General features: G+C 42.8%; 17 protein-coding genes and 1 pseudogene. 7 read left to right on the forward strand and 11 right to left on the reverse strand.

Features of this window, described 5'->3' with window-relative positions:
• Positions 1 to 118: 118 nt before the first annotated feature.
• On the reverse strand, positions 119 to 1312 hold the full coding sequence (gene uxuA, locus M1F05_RS21035) for a mannonate dehydratase (RefSeq protein ID WP_206085654.1): 1194 nt from the start codon (positions 1310 to 1312) through the stop codon (positions 119 to 121).
• A gap of 17 nt (positions 1313 to 1329) precedes the next feature.
• The gene (locus M1F05_RS21040; RefSeq protein WP_206085652.1) at positions 1330 to 2076 is read right to left on the reverse strand and encodes an FCD domain-containing protein; all 747 of its coding nucleotides are present in this window, start codon (positions 2074 to 2076) and stop codon (positions 1330 to 1332) included.
• Between the two features lie 281 nt (positions 2077 to 2357).
• Here M1F05_RS21040 and manD point away from each other — a divergent pair, with 281 nt between their 5' ends.
• From manD to M1F05_RS21070, 6 genes and pseudogenes are all read left to right on the forward strand, one after another.
• On the forward strand, positions 2358 to 3572 hold the full coding sequence (gene manD, locus M1F05_RS21045; protein ID WP_206085650.1) for a D-mannonate dehydratase ManD: 1215 nt from the start codon (positions 2358 to 2360) through the stop codon (positions 3570 to 3572).
• A 24-nt stretch (positions 3573 to 3596) separates the two neighbouring features.
• Positions 3597 to 4610, forward strand: coding sequence for a Zn-dependent oxidoreductase (locus M1F05_RS21050; RefSeq protein ID WP_206085648.1), 1014 nt, complete (start codon positions 3597 to 3599; stop codon positions 4608 to 4610).
• A 61-nt stretch (positions 4611 to 4671) separates the two neighbouring features.
• The gene (locus tag M1F05_RS21055) at positions 4672 to 6087 is read left to right on the forward strand and encodes an MFS transporter (protein ID WP_206085646.1); all 1416 of its coding nucleotides are present in this window, start codon (positions 4672 to 4674) and stop codon (positions 6085 to 6087) included.
• On the forward strand, positions 6068 to 7555 hold the full coding sequence (locus tag M1F05_RS21060; protein WP_206085644.1) for a mannitol dehydrogenase family protein: 1488 nt from the start codon (positions 6068 to 6070) through the stop codon (positions 7553 to 7555). The genes M1F05_RS21055 and M1F05_RS21060 overlap by 20 nt, the downstream gene beginning before the upstream one ends.
• 125 nt (positions 7556 to 7680) lie before the next feature.
• Positions 7681 to 8334 (forward strand): YoaK family protein, encoded by a 654-nt coding sequence (locus M1F05_RS21065; protein ID WP_206085642.1) that lies wholly within the window; start codon positions 7681 to 7683, stop codon positions 8332 to 8334.
• Positions 8335 to 8392: 58 nt separating this feature from the next.
• A pseudogene (locus M1F05_RS21070) lies at positions 8393 to 8488 on the forward strand (damage-inducible protein J); the annotation flags it as partial.
• 469 nt (positions 8489 to 8957) lie between these two features.
• Here M1F05_RS21070 and fdoI read toward each other — a convergent pair.
• From fdoI to fdnG, 3 genes are read right to left on the reverse strand one after another with little or no spacing between them, the layout of a single operon-like run.
• A complete protein-coding gene (gene fdoI / locus M1F05_RS21075; protein ID WP_047755785.1) occupies positions 8958 to 9614 on the reverse strand; it encodes a formate dehydrogenase cytochrome b556 subunit in 657 nt (218 codons plus the stop codon).
• Positions 9611 to 10558 carry a formate dehydrogenase subunit beta gene (gene fdxH, locus M1F05_RS21080; RefSeq protein WP_318825962.1) on the reverse strand — a complete coding sequence of 316 codons (948 nt, stop codon included), beginning with the start codon at positions 10556 to 10558 and terminating at the stop codon, positions 9611 to 9613. Before fdxH ends, fdoI begins: the two co-directional genes overlap by 4 nt.
• 11 nt (positions 10559 to 10569) lie before the next feature.
• The gene (gene fdnG, locus M1F05_RS21085) at positions 10570 to 13617 is read right to left on the reverse strand and encodes a formate dehydrogenase-N subunit alpha (protein ID WP_318825963.1); all 3048 of its coding nucleotides are present in this window, start codon (positions 13615 to 13617) and stop codon (positions 10570 to 10572) included.
• Between the two features lie 173 nt (positions 13618 to 13790).
• Here fdnG and fdhD point away from each other — a divergent pair, with 173 nt between their 5' ends.
• Positions 13791 to 14621: a formate dehydrogenase accessory sulfurtransferase FdhD gene (fdhD, locus tag M1F05_RS21090; RefSeq protein ID WP_206085636.1), complete on the forward strand. Its 831-nt coding sequence runs from the start codon at positions 13791 to 13793 to the stop codon at positions 14619 to 14621.
• 198 nt (positions 14622 to 14819) lie between these two features.
• Here the strand turns inward: fdhD and M1F05_RS21095 are convergent, their stop codons facing one another.
• The 6 genes from M1F05_RS21095 to rpmH form a co-directional block, all read right to left on the reverse strand.
• Complete coding sequence (locus tag M1F05_RS21095) at positions 14820 to 16700, reverse strand: serine protease (protein ID WP_318825964.1); 1881 nt, start codon at positions 16698 to 16700, stop codon at positions 14820 to 14822.
• Between the two features lie 252 nt (positions 16701 to 16952).
• Positions 16953 to 18317: a tRNA uridine-5-carboxymethylaminomethyl(34) synthesis GTPase MnmE gene (mnmE, locus tag M1F05_RS21100; RefSeq protein ID WP_206085632.1), complete on the reverse strand. Its 1365-nt coding sequence runs from the start codon at positions 18315 to 18317 to the stop codon at positions 16953 to 16955.
• A gap of 115 nt (positions 18318 to 18432) precedes the next feature.
• Positions 18433 to 20082, reverse strand: coding sequence for a membrane protein insertase YidC (gene yidC, locus M1F05_RS21105; RefSeq protein WP_206085629.1), 1650 nt, complete (start codon positions 20080 to 20082; stop codon positions 18433 to 18435).
• Positions 20083 to 20084: 2 nt separating this feature from the next.
• Positions 20085 to 20345: a membrane protein insertion efficiency factor YidD gene (gene yidD, locus M1F05_RS21110; protein ID WP_036959180.1), complete on the reverse strand. Its 261-nt coding sequence runs from the start codon at positions 20343 to 20345 to the stop codon at positions 20085 to 20087.
• A complete protein-coding gene (rnpA, locus tag M1F05_RS21115) occupies positions 20309 to 20668 on the reverse strand; it encodes a ribonuclease P protein component (protein WP_004906229.1) in 360 nt (119 codons plus the stop codon). Before rnpA ends, yidD begins: the two co-directional genes overlap by 37 nt.
• 21 nt (positions 20669 to 20689) lie before the next feature.
• A complete protein-coding gene (gene rpmH, locus M1F05_RS21120; RefSeq protein ID WP_004906236.1) occupies positions 20690 to 20833 on the reverse strand; it encodes a 50S ribosomal protein L34 in 144 nt (47 codons plus the stop codon).
• Between the last annotated feature and the right edge of the window lie 579 nt (positions 20834 to 21412).

Raw genomic sequence — 21412 nt, forward strand, 5'->3', positions numbered from 1 at the left:
ATTTAAAACCGTATTTATATACGCGACCAGTTTATCTTGATCGCGTATATTTAAGTATATCTAACTATTCGATAGTTCAATAATGCCAAATCATCAAAGCAAGCATTATGAAGATAAATTATGCTTTTAATAACTCAGGATAATACATCCGCTTAAGTGCTAGCTCTAATCCCCGTACTTCCGCCAGTCCTTTTAAACGACCAATCGCTGAGTAACCTGGGTTTGTAACTTTCTTTAGGTCATCCAAAATTTGGTGACCATGGTCAGGACGCATTGGAATAGGTGGTAAACCCGCCTCATTGCGTTTTTGTTCAATCGCTAAAATCGCTTTAACGACTTCGAACATGTCGACATCACCCGCAATATGGTTCCCTTCATGGAAAGTATTTGGGTTTTCTTCTCTCACCGTTGAACGCAAATGTGTAAAATGAATACGATCCCCAAATGTATTAATCATTTTCACAAGGTCGTTATCTGCGCGTACACCATACGAGCCCGTACACATCGTAAAACCATTATGAATACTATCGCAGCTTTCTTTAATAAACTGCATATCTTCAATTGTTGAAACAATACGTGGTAAACCTAAAATAGGGCGTGGTGGGTCATCAGGGTGAATTGCTAATACAACATTTTCTTCTTCACAGACAGGTACGATTTTCTGCAAGAAATAACGTAAGTTTTCACGCAATTGGTTTTTATCAATATCATTATACAATGCTAAGCGCTCACGGAATTGGTCTAATGTATAGCCCTCTTCTGCTCCAGGTAGCCCTGCAATAATGGTTTTAATTAAATTATCAATATCGTCGGATGACATTGCCGCATAATATTCAGCAGCCTCTTTAACTTCTTGTTCTGAATAACTTGCTGCTGCATTTTCACGTTTTAAAATATGAATTTCAAATGCTGCAAACGCGATATTATCAAAGCGTAATGCTTTAGAACCATCAGGCAACGTATAGCCAAGGTCGGTACGCGTCCAATCAAGAATTGGCATGAAGTTATAGCAAATTGTTTTAATGCCACATGAGGCTAAATTGCGAATACTTTGCTGATAATTCTGAATATATTTTTCGAAATCACCCTGTTGGGTTTTAATATCTTCGTGAACAGGGATACTTTCAACAACAGACCAAACTAAACCAGCGTCCTCAATGATAGCCTTACGCTTTACGATTTCCTCAACACTCCAAACAACACCGTTTGGAATATGATGGAGAGCAGAAACGATCCCTGTCGCCTCAGCTTGCCTTGCATCACTTAAAGAAACTGGGTCATTAGGCCCATACCAACGCCACGTATGCTCCATGAGTACATCTCCTTCACTTATTCAAAAATAGTCTGATAAGGAATTGTTTCAAATAAATAACCATCAAAATTGGGGTCGTCAAAATCGGAAAGCTGCATTAGAGTATTTTTGACATTCTCTAAGTGTTGCCACATCTCTTTTTTCGCCAATTCAGGGTCACGCTTTTGTAGTGCATTTAAAATATTTTCATGATCAATCAACCACTTCTTACGGTAAGTCGTGTTATCGATATGCTCATGCAATTTGTCCCACATTGGACTTTGTAACCGTACAGCCCAAATATCATCAATGATCTTCGCCATCATGTCGTTCTTACTTGCGCGAGCAATAAGCACATGAAACTTATGATCATTTTCATCATCGCTTTCATTATTAGCAACTTTAATCCGTTCATCTTCGAGTAACGCACGGATTTCTTGGATATCTGCTTTTGTTGCTGACAAGGCAGCGCATGCCGCAATTGCGCTTTCAATCACTTGGCGAGCTTGTAGAATTTCAAAAGGCCCATGATCCAAACTCTTGATTTCATCAATAAGCAAGTCTGGATGATTAATGACATAAACACCTGAACCCTTCTTGATAGAAACCAACTTTTCAATTTCCAGCATGATGAGCGCTTCACGTACCAATGAGCGACTGACATCATATTTTTTAGCGATCTCACGTTCTGGCATTAAACGACTTCCTATCGGATATTCACCAGAAGCAATGAGCTCTTTTAACTGCTGACCTAGGTACTGGTACGAGCGGTATTGAGTTTTCATATATATGTACAACGCGTTGTCGAATTAAATTTAGTTCTTCCATTGTAGATTATCGTCACTCTTGATAATGGTCAACCAATTTATCCATTATTTTGGCCAAATTAGTTAACCAATTTGTGATCACCTTCACTTATTGTCGGCTTTTTAGTCGTTGTCTTTTAATTTCTTGGTTGATAGAGTGAAAAAAAGAAAATTTGGTCAACCAATAAATAAACCAGTTAGGTGTTTTTCTCTCATTTTGGTTGATCAGTTGGTTAACATAAATATGGATATGGGCAAAAATGAAAATCGTAAACGCAGAAGTGTTTGTATGTAGCCCCGGTCGTAACTTTGTCACATTAAAAATTACCACGGATGAAGGCGTGTATGGCGTGGGTGACGCGACACTCAATGGTCGTGAACTCGCCGTTGTTTCATACTTAAAAGACCACCTATGCCCTCAGCTTATTGGTCGTGACCCACACAAAATTGAAGATATTTACCAGTTTTTCTACAAAGGGGCTTATTGGCGTAGAGGCCCAGTGACCATGTCTGCCATTTCAGCCATCGACATGGCTTTATGGGATATTAAAGGCAAAATTGCTAACTTGCCTGTATACCAATTATTAGGTGGAGCATCCCGTGAAGGCGTGATGGTGTACTGCCATACAACAGGTAAAGATATTCCTGAAGCATTAGATAACTACGCAAAATATAAGGAAAAAGGCTTTAAAGCCATCCGCGTGCAGTGTGGGATCCCTGGTATGGCAACGACCTATGGTCAAAGCAAAGGACAAAACCTTGCTTACGAACCTGCCACCAAAGGACACCACCCCGAAGAACAACTTTGGTCAACCGAAAAATACCTCGATTTCATGCCAAAACTGTTTGAAGCTGTTCGCGATAAATACGGTTTCAATGAACACCTCCTGCACGATGTCCATCACCGCTTAACACCGATTGAAGCGGCTCGCTTTGGTAAAAGCATTGAAGATGCACGTTTATTTTGGATGGAAGATCCAACACCAGCGGAAAATCAATCCTGTTTTAGATTGATCCGCCAGCACACCGTCACCCCAATCGCCGTTGGTGAAGTTTTCAATAGTATTTGGGACTGCAAACAACTAATCGAAGAACAGCTTATCGACTATATCCGTACCACTATTACACATGCGGGCGGTATTACAGGTATGCGTCGAATTGCAGATTTCGCCTCACTTTATCAAGTTAGAACGGGCTCACATGGCCCATCCGATCTGTCCCCTATTTGTCACGCTGCTGCCCTGCACTTTGACCTATGGGTACCCAACTTTGGTGTACAAGAATTTATGGGGTACTCCGAAGAAATGCTCTCTGTCTTTAGCCCTAACTGGACATTTAAAGACGGCTACATGCACCCAAGTGATAAGCCTGGTTTAGGTATCGATTTTGATGAAAAACGGGCAGCGAAATACCCGTACAACCCAGCTTACCTACCTATTGCCCGTCTTGAAGACGGTACTTTATGGAATTGGTGATTTTTAGATAATTCGGAGTTAAATATGAAAGCTGTAGTGATAAAAGAACCCAATACATTATTGATAGAAGAGCGTTCAATTCCTGAACCTGCTGAAAATCAAGTGCAAATCAAAGTTCGCTTAGCGGGTATTTGTGGCTCTGATAGCCATATATATCGTGGTCACAACCCATTTGCAAAATACCCTCGTATCATCGGCCATGAGTTTTTTGGCGTCATTGAAAAAGTGGGTAGCGGTGTGGATAGCAAACGTATCGGTGAACGCGTCTCTATCGACCCTGTACTCAGTTGTGGTCATTGTTACCCTTGCTCAATTGGTAAACCAAATGTCTGTGAAACCTTAGAAGTCTTGGGCGTTCATACTGATGGCGGCTTTACTGAGTATGTCACTGTGCCTGCAGCCAATGCGTATACCATTCCTGATTCAATCAGTGATGAGTGTGCAGTGACTGTCGAGCCTTACTCTATCGCAGCCAACGTTACCTCGCACGTTCAGCCAACCAAAGATGATGTGGCCTTAGTCTATGGTGCAGGCACGATTGGATTAACCTGTGCACAAGTCTTAAAAGGCGTTTACCAAGTCAAAACCTTAATTGTGGTTGACCGTGTTGCTGAGCGATTAGCCAGAGCCACAGCATGTGGAGCGGATATCGTGATTGATAACTCACAAACACCGCTTCCTGAACAACTCAAAGCCTTAAATCTACGACCTACGGTTGTGTTAGATGCAGCGTGCCATCCCGCTATTTTGCAAGAAGCGATTTTAATTGCATCTCCTGCGGCAAGAGTATCTATTATGGGATTCTCGAGTGAGCCAAGTTCCGTGACACAACAGAGCATTACCAGTAAAGAGATTGCCCTATTCTCTTCACGCCTAAATGCGAAAAAATTCCCAGAGGTGATTAGCTGGATTGAGTCGAACAAAATCGACCCAACCAAAATCTTAACCCATCAGTTCCCATTCACTGAGGCGCAAGAGGCAATTCTAACCTTTGAGAAAGACCAAAAAACCTGCTGTAAAATTCTTTTAACCTTTTAATTTTATTACAAAAAAAATAATTATTTCAAATACTACCCGACGTGATTAATAGGATAATAATATGAATACTCAGTCGATAGACCAATCAGGGAAAGTCGAACGTAGCTCTGGGGATCTCACCAAAGCTGCTGTTTCTGGTTGGCTTGGAACCGCCCTCGAATTTATGGATTTTCAGCTTTACTCACTAGGTGCAGCACTTGTTTTCCACGAAATTTTCTTCCCAGAGCAATCGGCATCAATGGCGTTAATCCTCGCCATGGGTACCTATGGTGCGGGATATGTCGCCCGTATTGTTGGTGCAGTCTTCTTTGGTCAGATGGGGGATAGAATCGGTCGTAAAAAAGTGTTATTCATTACCATCACTATGATGGGGGTGTGTACCACCTTAATCGGGGTATTACCGACTTATGCACAGGTTGGTATCCTCGCACCGCTGCTATTAGTTCTCTTGCGAATTATTCAAGGCTTAGGTGCTGGTGCTGAAATTTCAGGCGCAGGAACCATGCTCGCCGAATATGCGCCAAAAGGCCGCCGCGGTATTGTCGCTTCACTGGTTGGTTTAGGTACAAACTGCGGAACACTGAGCGCAACGGCTATCTGGGCATTTATGTTCTTCTGGTTAGACAAAGAAGACTTACTGGCTTGGGGTTGGCGTGTACCATTCTTAGCAAGTTTTGTTGTGATGCTGTTTGCTGTCTGGCTACGACTGAACCTCAAAGAAAGCCCAGTGTTTGAGAAAGTTCAAAATGCGGAAGAGCAAGAAGCTCAGGTGGCTGTCCAAACACCACCAAAAGAAAGTTTCTTTGCGATGTTCAAAACGAAAGCGTTTTGGTTGGCAACAGGTATTCGTTTTGGCCAAGCAGGTAACTCAGGGCTTATCCAGACATTCCTAGCGGGTTATTTAGTTCAAAGTCTATTATTCGATAAAAGTATTCCAACTGATGCGATCATGATCAGCTCCGTTGTAGGTTTCCTTACAATCCCTGTGATTGGCCTACTATCAGATAAATTTGGTCGCCGTATTCCTTATATTATCCTTAGCTTATCCGCGATGCTGCTCGCCTACCCGATGCTTTCCGTCATCGTAAACGGAGCCAACAGTGTCAGCTTAATCACCATCTGTATTATTATTGTCCATAACTGTTCAGTTCTCGGGTTATTTGCTCTTGAAAATATTACGATGGCTGAAATGTTCAACTCACGTAACCGTTTTACGGGTATGGCTGTTGCAAAAGAAATTGGTGGGTTAATTGCATCTGGCTTAGGCCCAGTGCTTGCAGGTATCTTCTGTAGCATCACAGGGAGCTGGTGGCCTATCGCTATTATGATCATTGTTTATTCTGCCATTTCATTAATTACCGCCATCATCATGCCTGAAGTCAAAGACCGTGACTTAGCCAGCCCACTGGATGCGGTTGAAGAAGTTGAGCAACAAAAAAGTAAAGGTAAGGCCAAATATGCAACTGTCAATCAATAACCTAAACCAACTCCCTGCGGCTATCAAAGTGCCAAACTACGATAGAAATCAGGTTAACGTTAAAATGCTTCACTTGGGTTTCGGCGCGTTTCACCGCGCCCATCAAGCCATCTTTGCAGACATTTTAGCGACGGATCACCAAAGTGATTGGGGATTTTGTGAAGTTAACTTAGTGGGTGGCGAGCAGCAAATCGAAGATTTACTGGCTCAAGACTGCTTGTATAACGTTGTTGAAATGCAAGGTGATAACTGGCAAACCCGTACCGTTGGCGTGGTTAAAGAGGCACTACACCCAACCATTCACGGTATTGATGCTGTTATCAATCGTATGTTAGACCCAAATATTGCTATCGTCTCCATGACGGTCACAGAAAAAGGGTACTGCTACGTTCCATCAACTGGGTCAATTGATTTTGATAACCCCGCTATCGCCCATGATTTAGTGTCCCCTGAAGCACCTAAATCATTACCTGGCGTGATTGTTGAAGCGCTTCGTCGCCGCAAAGTATTAGGATTAGCACCCTTTACCGTGATGTCCTGCGACAATATGCCAGAAAATGGGCATATTACGAAAAATGTTATCCTTGCGATGGCGGCAAAGCGCGATGCAGAGTTAGCCAAATGGATTGAGGAAAATGTCACGTTTCCGTCAACCATGGTAGATAGAATTGTACCTGCAATGACCACAGAAACCGCAGAGAAAATTCAATCCCAACTTGGTTCTGTTGTTGATAAAGTTGCGATTGCCTGTGAGCCTTTTAAGCAATGGGTGATAGAAGATAACTTTGTTGCAGGCCGCCCTGAATGGGAAAAAGCAGGTGCCCAGTTAGTCACGGATGTTATCCCATTTGAAGAAATGAAACTGCGCATGTTAAACGGCAGCCACTCATTCCTTGCTTACTTGGGATACTTAGCAGGCTATCAGTACATTAATGAATGTATGCAAGACAGTGCTTATGAAAAAGCGGCTTACCACTTGATGGTGAATGAGCAAGCATCGACACTTTCCATTAAAAATGTCGATTTACCTCAGTATGCAAACGCGTTAATTGAACGCTTTAAAAATACGGGGCTCAAACACCGCACATGGCAAATTGCGATGGATGGAACCCTAAAACTATCTCAACGTTTGTTGGATTCGATTCAAATTCACCTAAAAAATGGCCAATCATTTGATTATTTAGCGTTAGCTGTTGCAGGGTGGATGCGTTATGTCAGTGGGAAAGACGATCAGGGTGCAGATATTCAAGTGAGTGACCCACAGGCCGCTAAACTGGCTGAACTGGTGGCGCAAAGTCAGGATGATGAAAACCGCGTTAAGGCATTGCTCTCACTGGAAAGTTTGTTTACCCAAGAATTGGTCAACAACCCGTTATTTACTGAAAAAGTGACTGCGTTTTACCTATCACTGCGTGATAACGGTGCGAAAAAAACCATTGAAGCATTAAACCGCGAACATTCGCTGTAATTATCCACTGATAAACGTCGTTAACTCTCAAACCTGATACTTCCCGTATCAGGTTTTTTTATTATTTTCTAAATAATGCATATACTCACCATCACTATCTATTTTGATGAGCGGCAGAACAACCAATGACATTATTCCAATTTGAAGCCAACTCCCATACGCCCTTTTTCCTCTTACTGGCCTTTATTGGCGGGTTTGTTGATGCCTGCTCTTTCGTGATTTTTGAAGTGTTCACGGGGCATCTGACGGGGAACAGTATTTTAAGCATGGTGTACCTCGCCAAGTTAGATTGGCCAATGCTCCTACTTTCCGCAGTTTCTATCTGTGGTTTTTTTCTAGGGACTTGCCTTGGTTCATGGCAACGGTTAAAAAATAACTCACTACGTGATTACCGTTTTCTGATTGGTTTATCATTTTTATTATTTACTGGGGTGTTTGCGCTCTATTTCTTCGCCCATGCCGTCTATTCTGACAATATCGTAATATTTATCATTAGTTTATCCATGGGGTTACAAAACGGCTTTTTTAATAAGGCGGGGACTGTTGGTATTCATTCAACGTATGTTACTGGGATGACAACATCCTGCATCAATGCTTTTTTAAAAAACGTGCAAGGTGATAGCAGCAAAAAGGTGCTGTTCCTCGCCGTATTATCTTTTATTCTGGGGGGATTAACGGGCGGGGTGTTATCCGTCAATTACCAATTCCTCGGTTTTTCTTTTGTGTTGATACTGCTAGCACTGGCTTTTGTCTATAGCCTGACCATTAATGATAGGTGATTTTTTGATTACTGTAATCATAATAAAATAACACAAATGACAACACATTAGGCTTATTATGGATACTATTCATTTTAGAATTGATGAAGAAACAAAGCGCTTAGCGATGCAAGCTGCAAAGCGCCACCAAACAGACCTAACAAAATTAATGCGATAAATAATAATGAAAGTGGTAAAGCGGCTTTTATAGAACATGGTGAAAGTCAAAAACGAATGGCTCAATTACGAAAAAAACTCTGTGGAGATGATAAATGATAAAACTGCTTTGGGAAAAGCGGCACAAACAGATAGGGAACACATTTATCACTATTTTTTTAAACATGCAGGAATATTACTCGCAGATAAAATTAACAATCGATTTCAATAAGTTACAGAATTACCACAAGCACCCCCTACTCTGGTGTGAAAGTTAAAAACAAAGAAAGTTACAGAAAATTAATCATTCCTAATTTTCCATTTTTCATACTTTATCAAGTTAACAAAAAAGATAATCACATTCGCATACTTAGAATGTTACGCATTGCGACACGTTTAGCCTCTAATTATTAACTCTTCTCTCCAATAAAAAAGCCTGCCTCAATATCATCAAGAGCAGGCCTTATTATTACGTGACAAGATAAAACTTAGTTTTTCTCTTGCTGTTGTTTTTCTTGCTTTTCTTTTTCAAGAAGTTGGCGGTACCACAGTGGGTGGTGCTTTCTCGCCCAACCACGGGTCACCCAACCTTCGACCATCGCACGAACCGAACCTTTCACCCAAATCGCCGCGTAAGCGTGAACCACAATCATAATGATCAACGCAATCGCAGAGAGTGAGTGGATCAGAATCGCTGCACGATAAACAGGGATTGGGAAGTATTCGGCAAAATAAGGGCGCCACATGATGACACCGGTGACCACCAGCGCCAATAAGCAGATAGTGACCACCCAATACACCCCTTTTTGACCGAGGTTATACTGACCTACATCGCCTGCTTCTTCGTTTTTCAGTACTTTGCCGATATTTTTTGCCCACTTAATATCTTCTTTATTAATGAAGTTATGGTGGAAATAACGGAAAAACATGAACACGAACAGCAAGAACATCGCCGTACCCACGAATGGATGCAAAATACGCGACAGCTGTGGCGTGCCTAAAATATTCATAAACCAGTTCAGTGAGGGGAAGAAAAACCCTAAGCCACTGATTGCTGTGAACAAAAAGCAAATCACAACCGCCCAGTGATTGATCCTTTCAATCGGCTTATGGCGGATAATTTTGTCGTTATCATCTGGCATCATTTCTGATCCTCCCCTTCTTTTGACTTGGAAGTGTCATCAGATGACATTGCATTATGCAAATCTTCTAGAGCCTCTTCTTCATCTTTTTTGGAGACGCGGTTCGGACCAATACCCACATAGTGGAAGATGGCCGCCGCAAATGTTGCAGCAAAACCAACCGCAGCTAACGGCTTCCAGATACCTTTCCAGAAAGTCACTGTTGGGCTAATTGTCGGGTTTTCTGGCAGTCCGTGGTACAACTGAGGTTTATCTGCGTGGTGCAGGACGTACATCACGTGCGTACCGCCAACACCTTCAGGGTCATATAAACCTGCATTTGCATAACCACGGGTTTTCAGCTCTTCAACACGCTCACCCGCCATGCCAATCATGTCTTCTTTGCTACCAAAGTGAATAGCACCTGTTGAGCATGTTTTCACACACGCAGGTTCTTGACCCACTTCAACACGGTCAACACACAGCGTACATTTGTATGCACGGTTATCTTCTGGGTTGATACGCGGTACGTCGAACGGGCAACCCGCGATACAGTAACCACAACCAATACAGTGTTCTGATTGGAAATCAACAATACCGTTTTTATACTGAACAATCGCACCTTCTGAAGGACACGCCTTCAGACAGCCTGGGTCAGCACAGTGCATACAGCCATCTTTACGGATCAGCCATTCGAATTTATCGTTCTCTTCTACTTCAGAGAAGCGCATTACCGTCCATGACTTGGCGGTTAAATCGGTTGGGTTATCATATACCCCAACGTTGGTGCCGATTTTGTCACGGATATCGTTCCATTCGGAACACGCGACCTGACACGCTTTACAGCCGATACAGGTCGTTACGTCGATAAGCTTTGCAACTTCTTCCTTATAGTCCCGCACCTGAGGCGCGGGAGTCAGGGAATTGGTGGCAGAGCGACGAATAATGTCCTGAGATTGCATTGACATAATTTATCTCCTTACACCTTTTCCACGTTGACAAGGAATGATTTAAATTCCGGCGTTTGTGTATTCGCATCGCCCACATATGGCGTTAGCGTGTTGGCAATAAAGCCTTTCACCGCCAAACCTTCAAAGCCCCAGTGGATTGGAATACCAATAGTATCGATATCTTTTCCAGCCACTTTCAGCGTATGAATACGTTTGGTGACCATCGCTTTTGCTTTAATGTAGCCACGTTTAGAACTCACTTTCACCGTATCACCTTGCTCGATACCCTTCTCTTTCGCCAAGCGCTCACCGATTTCGATAAATTGCTGTGGCTGAATGATGGCATTCAACAGGGCGTGTTTTGTCCAATAGTGGAAGTGCTCTGTTAAGCGATAAGTTGTTCCCACATAAGGGAATTCTGTCGCTTTACCCATTTGCGCCCAGTCGTCTTTAAACACGCGAGCCGCAGGGTTAGACACCACATTTGGATGCAACGGGTTAGTATCCAGCGGCGTTTCGATAGGTTCATAGTGCTCAGGGAATGGGCCTTCGGCCATTTTATCCAGTGCAAACAAACGTCCCATACCTTCAGGCTGCATGATAAACGGCCCTACACCACTTCCAGGAGGCGCATTGCTATAGTCAGGAATATCCATTCCCGTCCATTTGCTGCCATCCCACTCAAGAATTTGACGTTTCGGATCCCACGGTTTACCCATTGGGTCTGCCGATGCACGGTTATAAATGACGCGGCGGTTCAGAGGCCATGCCCATGCCCAGCCTAACGTGTTCCCCAGACCTGTTGGGTCAGAGTTATCACGATTCGCCATTTGGTTACCTTTCGGCGTCCAGCTACCAGCAAAAATCCAGCATCCACTTGCAGTTGAACCATCATCACGTAACTGTGCAAACGAGCTCAGTAGATCGCCTTTTTTAACCAGAACGTTACCGTCAGCGTCTTTGAGGTCAACTAATGCATAACCGTTGTTTTCTTGCGCGACTTCTTCTGGCGTTGGATTATCAGTATCCAAGTAGTTCCAAGTCATGCTAAGCACTTGCTCAGGAAGTGCCCCACCTTCGGTTTTGTACAGTTGACGTAAACGGTGGAAAATACCCGACAGAATCTCACCATCACTGATGGCCTCGCCTGGGGCATCTGCACCTTTCCAGTGCCACTGCAACCAACGTGCTGAGTTAACAATCGAACCATTTTCTTCAGCAAAACAGCAAGATGGCAAGCGGAATACCGTCGTTTGAATTTCCGCTGGATTTACATCGTTCATTTCGCCGTGGTTTTGCCAGAAATTCGACGTTTCCGTATTCAGTGGGTCAATAGTAATCAAGAATTTCAGTTTTGATAACGACTTAACCACTTTGTTTTTATTCGGGAATGACGCTAATGGGTTAAAGCCTTGGCAGATATAACCATTGACTTCGCCCTTATCCATCATCTCGAAATAACGCAGCACGTCATAGCCTTGATCCCACTTCGGTAAGTAGTCAAAGCCCCAGTCATTTTCTTTCTGCGCTTTATCACCGTAGAAGGTTTTCATTAAGCTCACGAAGAATTTCGGGTAATTCCCCCAATAATTCACCTGACCGGCCACCGTGGCTTTCGGCGTATTCGCCGCTAAATAACTTTCTAATGTGGTTTGTTTTTCTGATGGTAATGTCAAGTAACCTGGTAAGCTTTGTGATAACAAACCTAAGTCAGTCAGACCTTGGATATTGGAGTGCCCACGCAGTGCGTTTACACCACCCCCTAACATACCCATATTACCTAAGAGCAATTGGATCATCGCCATCGTACGGATGTTTTGCGCACCCACCGTATGTTGAGTCCAACCTAACGCATATAAGAACGATGCTGTTTTATCTTTAACACTGGTTTCTGCAAGGTATTCACAGACTTGCAGGAAGTCTTTGATTGGCGTACCACAGATGTTATTCACCACTTCTGGTGTATAACGGCTAACGTGTTCTTTTAATAAATTCAGTACACAACGTGGGTGTTTTAGAGTCGGATCGCGCAGCGCAAGGCCGTTTTCATCCATCTCATAGTTCCACGTAGTTTTATCGTATTGGCGTTTTTCTGCGTCATAGCCAGTAAATAGACCATCATCGAAGCCAAAATCTTCACGGATCACTAAACTCGCATTGGTATACGCTTCCACGTATTCACGCTGAATTTTTTCATTATCCAGTAAGTATTTGATAACACCTGATAAAAACGCAATATCTGTACCTGAACGGATAGGCGTGTAGAAATCCGCCACTGCCGCTGTACGGGTAAAGCGTGGGTCAATAACAATTAATTTGGCTTTATTATGGATTTTAGCTTCCATCGCCCAGCGGAAACCAACTGGATGCGCTTCTGCCGCATTACCACCCATAACAACGATTAGGTTTGCATTTTTAATGTCAACCCAATGGTTGGTCATCGCACCGCGACCAAATGTTGGAGCAAGACTTGCTACCGTTGGTCCGTGTCAGACACGCGCTTGGTTGTCTACGGCAAGCATGCCGAGAGCGCGGGTGAATTTTTGTGTTACAAAACCAGTCTCATTGCTTCCAGCTGATGCACACAGCATACCGGTGGTTAGCCAACGGTTAACCGTGACACCGTCTTTATTTTTTTCGATAAAGTTCGCATCGCGGTCTTCTTTCATCAACTTAGCGATACGGTCAAAAGCGTCGTTCCACGTGATACGTTTCCACTCATTGGTACCAGGCTCACGCACTTCGGGGTATTTTAAGCGGCTTTCACTGTGGATGAAATCGATAAGTCCAGCACCTTTCGGACAAAGTGCACCACGGTTTACCGGATGATCCGGGTCCCCTTCAATATGGAAAATGCTCTCTTTTGCATTTTTCGCGCCATCACCGAGGCTGTACATTAACAGCCCACAGCCGACAGAACAGTAGGTACAGGTATTTCTGGTTTCCTTCGCACGCAGTAATTTATACTGGCGCGTTGACGCTAACGCGGTTGCAGGTGCAAAACCTAACGCCGCTGCCGTCGTACCTGCCATACCGCCAGCGCAGATCTTAAAGAACTGCCTTCTGCTGACTTGCATGGGGATCTCCTCATTTACATTGCTCATGTTTACCTAACGTCAATTGCGATAATCAGGTAAACTGTTTTTATTCAACGTCTTCCTTACGTCCCAGGTTCATTGCCTGGCAAATGGTGTAAATTCTTTTTACCCATAATTAATATTATGTATCATTAATGCTAGGAATTCATCTAATGTATGAAACAAATACTACAAATGACTCCCAAATCACCCAAATGATTGGCTTAAACAGCACAATTGTGCAACAAAAAGGCAACCTTAACTCACCAGTGAAAGATTACGTTGCAGAAGAATATCCTGTTGCATTAGTGTTCAATGGCATATCCCATGTGGTAATGATGGCAACCCCAAAAGATCTTGAGGATTTCGCTGTCGGGTTCTCACTTTCGGAAGGCATAATACAGTCCAGTGATGAAATTCGTGGAATTGATATCGTTGAAGGCTGCAATCGGGGCATTGAAGTTCACGTGGAATTATCTAGCCGCCGCTTTATGGAACTCAAAGAACGTCGTCGTAATTTAGCAGGCCGCACAGGCTGTGGTATTTGTGGTACAGAGCAGCTTGATGAAATCTTTAAGCCTATCTCTCCCCTACCTTTCAGCCAAACCTTCTCTCTCTCGCACCTTGATAATGCATTGCATGAATTGAAAAAAGTACAGGAAATTGGCGCACTAACAGGCTGTACCCATGCCGCTGCATGGATATCCCCAGAAGGTCAATTAGTCGGTGGTTGTGAAGATGTCGGCCGCCATGTTGCTCTTGATAAACTACTGGGAATGAAAAGCCGTCATCAATGGCAACAAGGAGCCGTTTTGGTTTCCAGCCGAGCCAGTTATGAAATGGTACAAAAAGCCGCGAGTTGCGGCGCAGAAATTTTATTTGCCGTTTCTGCCGCGACGTCATTGGCGATTGAAGTAGCGGAAAAAGCCAACTTGACGTTAGTCGGCTTCTGCCGTCAGGGGAAAGCCACGGTGTTTACCCATGGTAGCCGTATTACGGATTAACGTGTTGAGCCTGAAAGTGAATGCAGCACCCCACCCACAAACAAGAAAGGGATTAATAGCAGATTAAAACGCTCACATTCGAACTTGGCCTTAATAAACAGTGCATACACTAAATTTCAGCTAATACACTGGATGGCAATATTGATTTACTAAACACCTTAATTCATTCAAATACAGAGAAATATTAAATCACGACAGTTATTCAGACTGCAAAGAGACCTTAATTAAAATGTTTTTGCTGGGTTCCCCTTGCCATGATTTTGCCTGCAACGGAATGATCCCTTCATAAACACTATTTTCTAATACAAGGTGTGGGTTATCTTTAGGAAAGTATTCCAATACTAGCCGAGAGAATTTATTCTGGGAAGCACATGAAGCAGCCGTATTCATTGAGTTCGTAGCGCACTCTGTTTGGCGAGAAGCTCTGAAATTAACAAGGACTTCATCACCTAATGAATTCTTTAACAGCCCCTTTACCTGTGAGTATGCTTTTTCAATCCAGACCAAAGACAGTGGCCCCTGCCCGCGATACAACGCAACAAACCCATAATAATCATTGCCATTTACCGTGTAGCTTGTCGCATTTTTTTTATCTTGGCTAAGGTTCAATGCTAACATTTCAGCACTTTCGATATCAAATGGGGCCACATAAGGATCATATCTATCATAAATCAACCGGATAACGTGATTTTTAATATTTTGATTATCATTAGATATTTTGAATGCAATCCAACATTTCACTAATTTTTCTGCTTCAATGTCAAAATGATAGAACTTTAAGAACACATCTCCTGTGATCTCATCATCATGGAGATGTGTTTGATGCCCCTCTTTCACTACACTTGCTTTAAATGACAACGGGAATATCTCATGAGTCACTAAATCAATAGCATCAACATACATTATTGAATAATTTTCATAGTCTTCAATTTTCACCGTATCAAAAGGAATAATACTACTCCCTTCATTCAGTGATATCGGTATTAATGTTTCTAACGCATTAATGGGATTTAGTTCCAGGTTGGTTGATGCAACATGACCAAGCCCAATAACGGATATATTGCTATTTCCAATCAACCCGCCTAATTCAGCATTCAAATTTTGAACTGCGACACCCACATTGACAGTCCCGCCCCCCCAATGTAATCCAATAATTTGATTACTGGCTCTTGATATAACTGGAGAACCTGATGATCCCCCTTGGGTATCAGCATTATGAACTATTTTATTGCCATTATTTTCAACGTTTAATATCTCAGCAAATTTGCCATTTTTTATATCGCCAATATGCATTGGGCGTAAACCACCATCACCATATTGTGGAATATAAATATTCTCGCCTTTAACCGGATTACTTTGGCTTAATGCTAGCCCACCAAATAATGCTTTCACATTAGAATTTAAATAGTCAAATTCATCTAAGGTAAATAATGCATAATCATTATCGCTAGCGCTGATCCCCCGCTTTAATACCCTGCCCGGCTTTAAACGAACAGGTTCAGTCACTGCGGATGTCGAACTACAAGTCTCATTAAACCAATTAAACCATATTTCGCCATTGATTAAATTAGGATCACTTTCGACAACATGGTTATTAGTGAGAACATGGTTTTCACTACCAATTAAGGAACAAGACCCCCATCCACCAATACGTGCAGCTGCACTTGATAACGCATACTCCGCAATTGTGCTTCCTTCATAACACATATAAGGTTTTCGTTCGTCTTGGCCGATAATCACCCTTGAGTGATTATCGTGCTCAATCGAATCTAGGAAAAACGAAAAAACATTTTCTACATCAGTGAGTAATGGTAATCTAACACGAATATTAACGCCGCTACTCGGGATCGTCATTATCGCCTCATTCATCTGATAAAAACTTTCTCGCTGTATAACGCTATCCCCATATTCAAATTCAACATAACTATTTTTAGGTAAATTAATATGTGAGAAATACAACTTTAAAAAATTCGAATTAGTGCGTTCGAAAAAAAAGGTATGAAGCTTTTCTTTGCTATTTTTTTTAATAATATCAATATTAATTTTTTCATTAACACTTTTTACATCATATATTTCCATCATTGAGCCCTTTATTTAAAATTTAAATTACAGGGTTAATGATAGTTTTTTTATTCATGTAAAAAATAACATAAAAATTAATATTGTTTTTTATTATTTAATTAAAATAAAAATAATAGGGTAAATAACAATTTTAGTAGTGATTTAATATTCAAAAGTGAATGATGACTTATATGTAATGCGTTGCTCAGCTGTTTTTAGGTCAGGTATCAGCACGAATTCAATAATCGGCTGATACCCTCTCAGATTTTACTATTTTCCAATACAGAAACTGGAGAAAATACGCCCTAATAGGTCGTCAGAGGTAAATTCACCTGTAATTTCACTCAGTTCTTGCTGAGCCAAACGCAGCTCTTCGGCCAGTAATTCACCGGAGCGAGCATTCACTAACTGGTCATATCCCTGTTCTAGGTGAACGGCCGCTGCATTCAGTGCTTGTAAATGGCGACTACGAGCAAGGAAACCACCTTCAGTATTGCTATTAAAGCCAATGGTTTCTTTTAGGTGATCGCGCAACAAATCAATACCTTTTTCTTCACGTGCAGACAAACGAATTAACGGATAACGAGTATTATCAATAAACTCAACTGGTTCGCCTGTCATATCTGCTTTGTTACGAATGACGGTGACCGGAAGTTCATCAGGTAAGCGCGCCATAAATTCAGGCCAAATTTCTTGTGGTTCCGTGGCATTGGTTGTGGTGCTATCCACCATAAACAACACATGGTCAGCTTGTTCAATCTCTTTCCATGCGCGCTCGATACCAATACGCTCAACTTCATCGCTTGCTTCACGTAGGCCTGCGGTATCAATAATATGCAGTGGCATCCCGTCGATATGAATATGTTCACGCAGTACATCACGCGTGGTCCCCGCAATATCGGTTACAATTGCGGCTTCACGCCCTGCTAATGCATTCAATAAGCTTGATTTACCCGCATTTGGACGCCCAGCAATAACCACTTTCATTCCTTCACGCAACAAACTGCCTTGGCGAGCTTGGGAACGAACCTGCTCTAAATCCGCCACAACTTCATTAAGTTTGGCTTCAATTTTACCATCAGATAAGAAATCAATTTCCTCATCAGGGAAATCGATGGCTGCTTCTACATAAATCCGCAAGTGAGTAAGTGCTTCCACTAACTGGTGGATATGGGAAGAAAATGCGCCTTGTAAAGAGTTCATCGCAGAGCGCGCAGCCTGTTCAGAACTTGCATCGATCAAGTCTGCAATAGCTTCTGCTTGAGCTAAGTCGAGCTTATCATTCAAAAATGCGCGCTCAGAAAACTCTCCAGGATTTGCGATACGAATACCATCGATAGCTAGAATTCTTCTCAGTAATAGGTCAAGGATGACCGGGCCACCATGCCCTTGTAGCTCAAGAACATCTTCCCCTGTAAAGGAGTTGGGGCCAGGAAAATAAATCGCAATGCCTTGATCAAGAACAGCGCCTTCCACATCACGAAAAGGGAGATAATCCGCATAACGCGGCTTAGGAAGTTTCCCCAATACGGTTTCAGCAACCAGTGCCGCCTTCGGGCCTGATACACGTAAAATACCGACACCACCACGACCGGGAGGTGTTGCCTGTGCGATGATAGTATCGTTAATCAGCATGATGTTTCTCTGTCTTTGACTTTTTGAAAAGAATAAGGCGACCTTATCTGGTCGCCTTAATACTACTATAGAATCCCGCTTTGTGAAGCCATTCCCATCTTACTGAGAACCGAGATTATTTTTTCTCTTTTTTATCGCGACTGTGCAGACCACGTTTTTCCAAGCCACGGTAAATCACTTGTTGCTGGATGATGGTTACTAAGTTACTCACGATATAATACAGTACCAGACCTGATGGGAACCACAGGAAGAAGATAGTGAACACGACTGGCATGTACGTCATAATCTTCTGCTGCATTGGGTCAGTGACTGCTGTTGGTGACATTTTCTGGATAACAAACATCGTCACACCCATCAATACTGGCAGGATGTAGTACGGGTCTTGTGCAGACAAGTCTTGGATCCAACCAAAGAACGGTGCATGACGCAGTTCAACAGAACCCATCAACATGTAGTAAAGTGCAAGGAAAATAGGCATTTGGATAAGCAGCGGTAAACAACCACCCAGTGGGTTTACTTTTTCTGCTTTATACATCGCCATCATTTCTTGGCTCATACGCTGTTTATCATCACCAATACGCTCACGCATTGCCGCCAGTTTTGGTTGCAGTAAACGCATTTTCGCCATGGAGGTGTACTGCGCTTTAGTCAGCGGATACATGATACCACGAACGATAAAGGTGATAACGATGATGGCAATACCCCAGTTACCCACGAAACCGTGAATAAATTTCAGCAATTTAAACAATGGCTGAGAGATAAACCATAACCAACCGTAATCAACAGTTAAGTCTAAGTGTGGTGCAACTGCTGCCATCTCAGACTGAATTTCTGGGCCAACCCATAACGTTGATGAATAAGTACCTGCGCCATTTGCGGCAATCGTCATTGGTTCACTCTTATAACCAATGATGGCAGATTTTTTATCAAGGTCGATGGTGTAGAACGTGCTTTTCTCTGCGCTTGCAGGGATCCAAGCTGTCGCAAAGTATTGTTGCAACATCGCAACCCAACCGCCTTTCGTTGTCAGGCTCAGGTTTTTATCTTCGATGTCTCCAAAGCTATATTTTTTATAGTTGTTTTCATCGGAAGAATACGCCGCACCGCGGTATGTGTGCAGAGCAAAGTTGCTGCTCCCTGTATCACGTTCTTTTGGTAATTCGATAGTTTGTTTTAACTGACCGAAAAACGCCAACGTTAGCGGCTGTGCTGTAGGGTTTTGGATGCTGTATTCAACTTCAACCGTATATTGACCGCGTTTTACAATGTACGTTTTTTGGTAAACAACGCCGTTGTTATCCGTAAATGACATTGGTACACGTAATACGTCTTGGCCGTTCGCTAATGTGAAAGTTGCAGAATCTGCAGAGTATAGCGGACGTTCACCGTTATTATTTGCTGGGTTGTCTGGGCCATGAGGGCCAATCAAACCACTTTGTGCCTGGTAGACAAAGCCTGGGTTAGTTTCCAGTAAACGGAAAGGGTCTTCCGAATGAAGGGTCGCAGGATAGGCTAACAGGTCAGCCTCATCGATATCACCACCACGAGTATTGATGCGAATATCCAGTACATCCGTTTTAACGGTGATGAGCTTACCTTGCCCACTGCTAGTTACTGCTTGGGCATCACTGCTTGGCATATCCGCTTGTTGCGAAGTTTGAACAGTTTTAACGTCCTGAGCAACTTTATCGCTCTCCCAGGCCTGCCAAACTAAGAACGACACGAACAACAAAGCGATGAGTAGAAGATTGCGTTGCGAATCCATCGTTATAATTCTCTATTATCATCAGTTTTTCTGGGTGGGACAGGATCATCTCCACCAGCGTGTAAAGGGTGGCATTTTAATACGCGTTTCGCCGTTAACCAACTCCCTTTTAGCATACCAAACCTGCGCAATGCCTCAATTCCGTAATTTGAACAAGTAGGATTGAAGCGACAACGAGGCCCTAACAACGGGCTAATCGCCAGTTGGTAGCCTCTGATCAGCATGATCAGGATTTTTGAGCCAAGCGACGGTGACGACGCCATAACTTATCCAATGCTTCCGTGATCTGTTGATTGTCGAGATTGGCAACCCCTTTCCTTACCAATACCACAAAGTCCATTGAAGGCAACTCGTGTTGATGCAGACGAAAGTATTCACGCGCTAATCGCTTAATACGATTTCGCTCATGAGCTCGTTTAACATTTTTTTTGGCGATGGTAAGACCGATGCGGGGATGCCCCAGCTCGTTTAGGCGACCAAGGATTGTTATCTCTGGGGAACTCGCCCTCTGCGGCTGCTTAAAGACATTATCGAAATGCCTGGGAGTTAACAAGCGTAACTCCCGGGTAAAAGCGAGCGTAACCACTGGAATAGAGGGCTAGCTTTATTACTTAGATGAAACGGTCAGACGAGCGCGGCCTTTAGCACGACGGCGAGCCAGGACCTGACGACCATTTTTAGTGGCCATACGAGCACGGAAACCGTGTGAACGGTTGCGCTTCAGTACGGACGGTTGAAAAGTGCGTTTCATAACGATTTCTACCTAACTTTAAAATTTATTACTGATTCAGTAAACGCGTTGGCAACCAGTGGAAACTGATTTACACCTGTGCCTCTATCGCAACAATATAGAAAGAGGCAGGATTGTAATAAAACATAGGGGGTCACGTCAATAAAATGACGCAATCAAACCACTTTTATTTATAGCCTGGCTGACCGGTTTGCCGACATATGCTGTGACAGTCAACTCATGATTCTATTTTCATACTGACTGACAACCTGCTTTTCGTCTGTATTCAAGTCTAACGTTAACGCGAGAACAGAACGCAGAACCCAACAAGTATACCTCAGTTTCGTGTAAAAACCACATCAGCACTGTGCACAGGGAGGAAGATTATACGGACTCCACCCTAAAGCGCAAGGATCTTCCCGCGATCTAAAAATATTTTTTGATCTTAAGGAATATTTTCACTAAATCGTCTAGAGTTATCCCCAGCCATGTGGAAAAACGAACAAAAATTCAAGTAGCCCAGCTAACTTCTTCCTTATAGGCGATGCCTTATCACATTTACCTGTGGATAAAAAGCATAAAAACTGTGTAAAAGAATGA

It is taken from the genome of Providencia sp. PROV252 (genome assembly GCF_033676005.1).
Taxonomy (GTDB): Bacteria; Pseudomonadota; Gammaproteobacteria; order Enterobacterales; family Enterobacteriaceae; genus Providencia; species Providencia vermicola.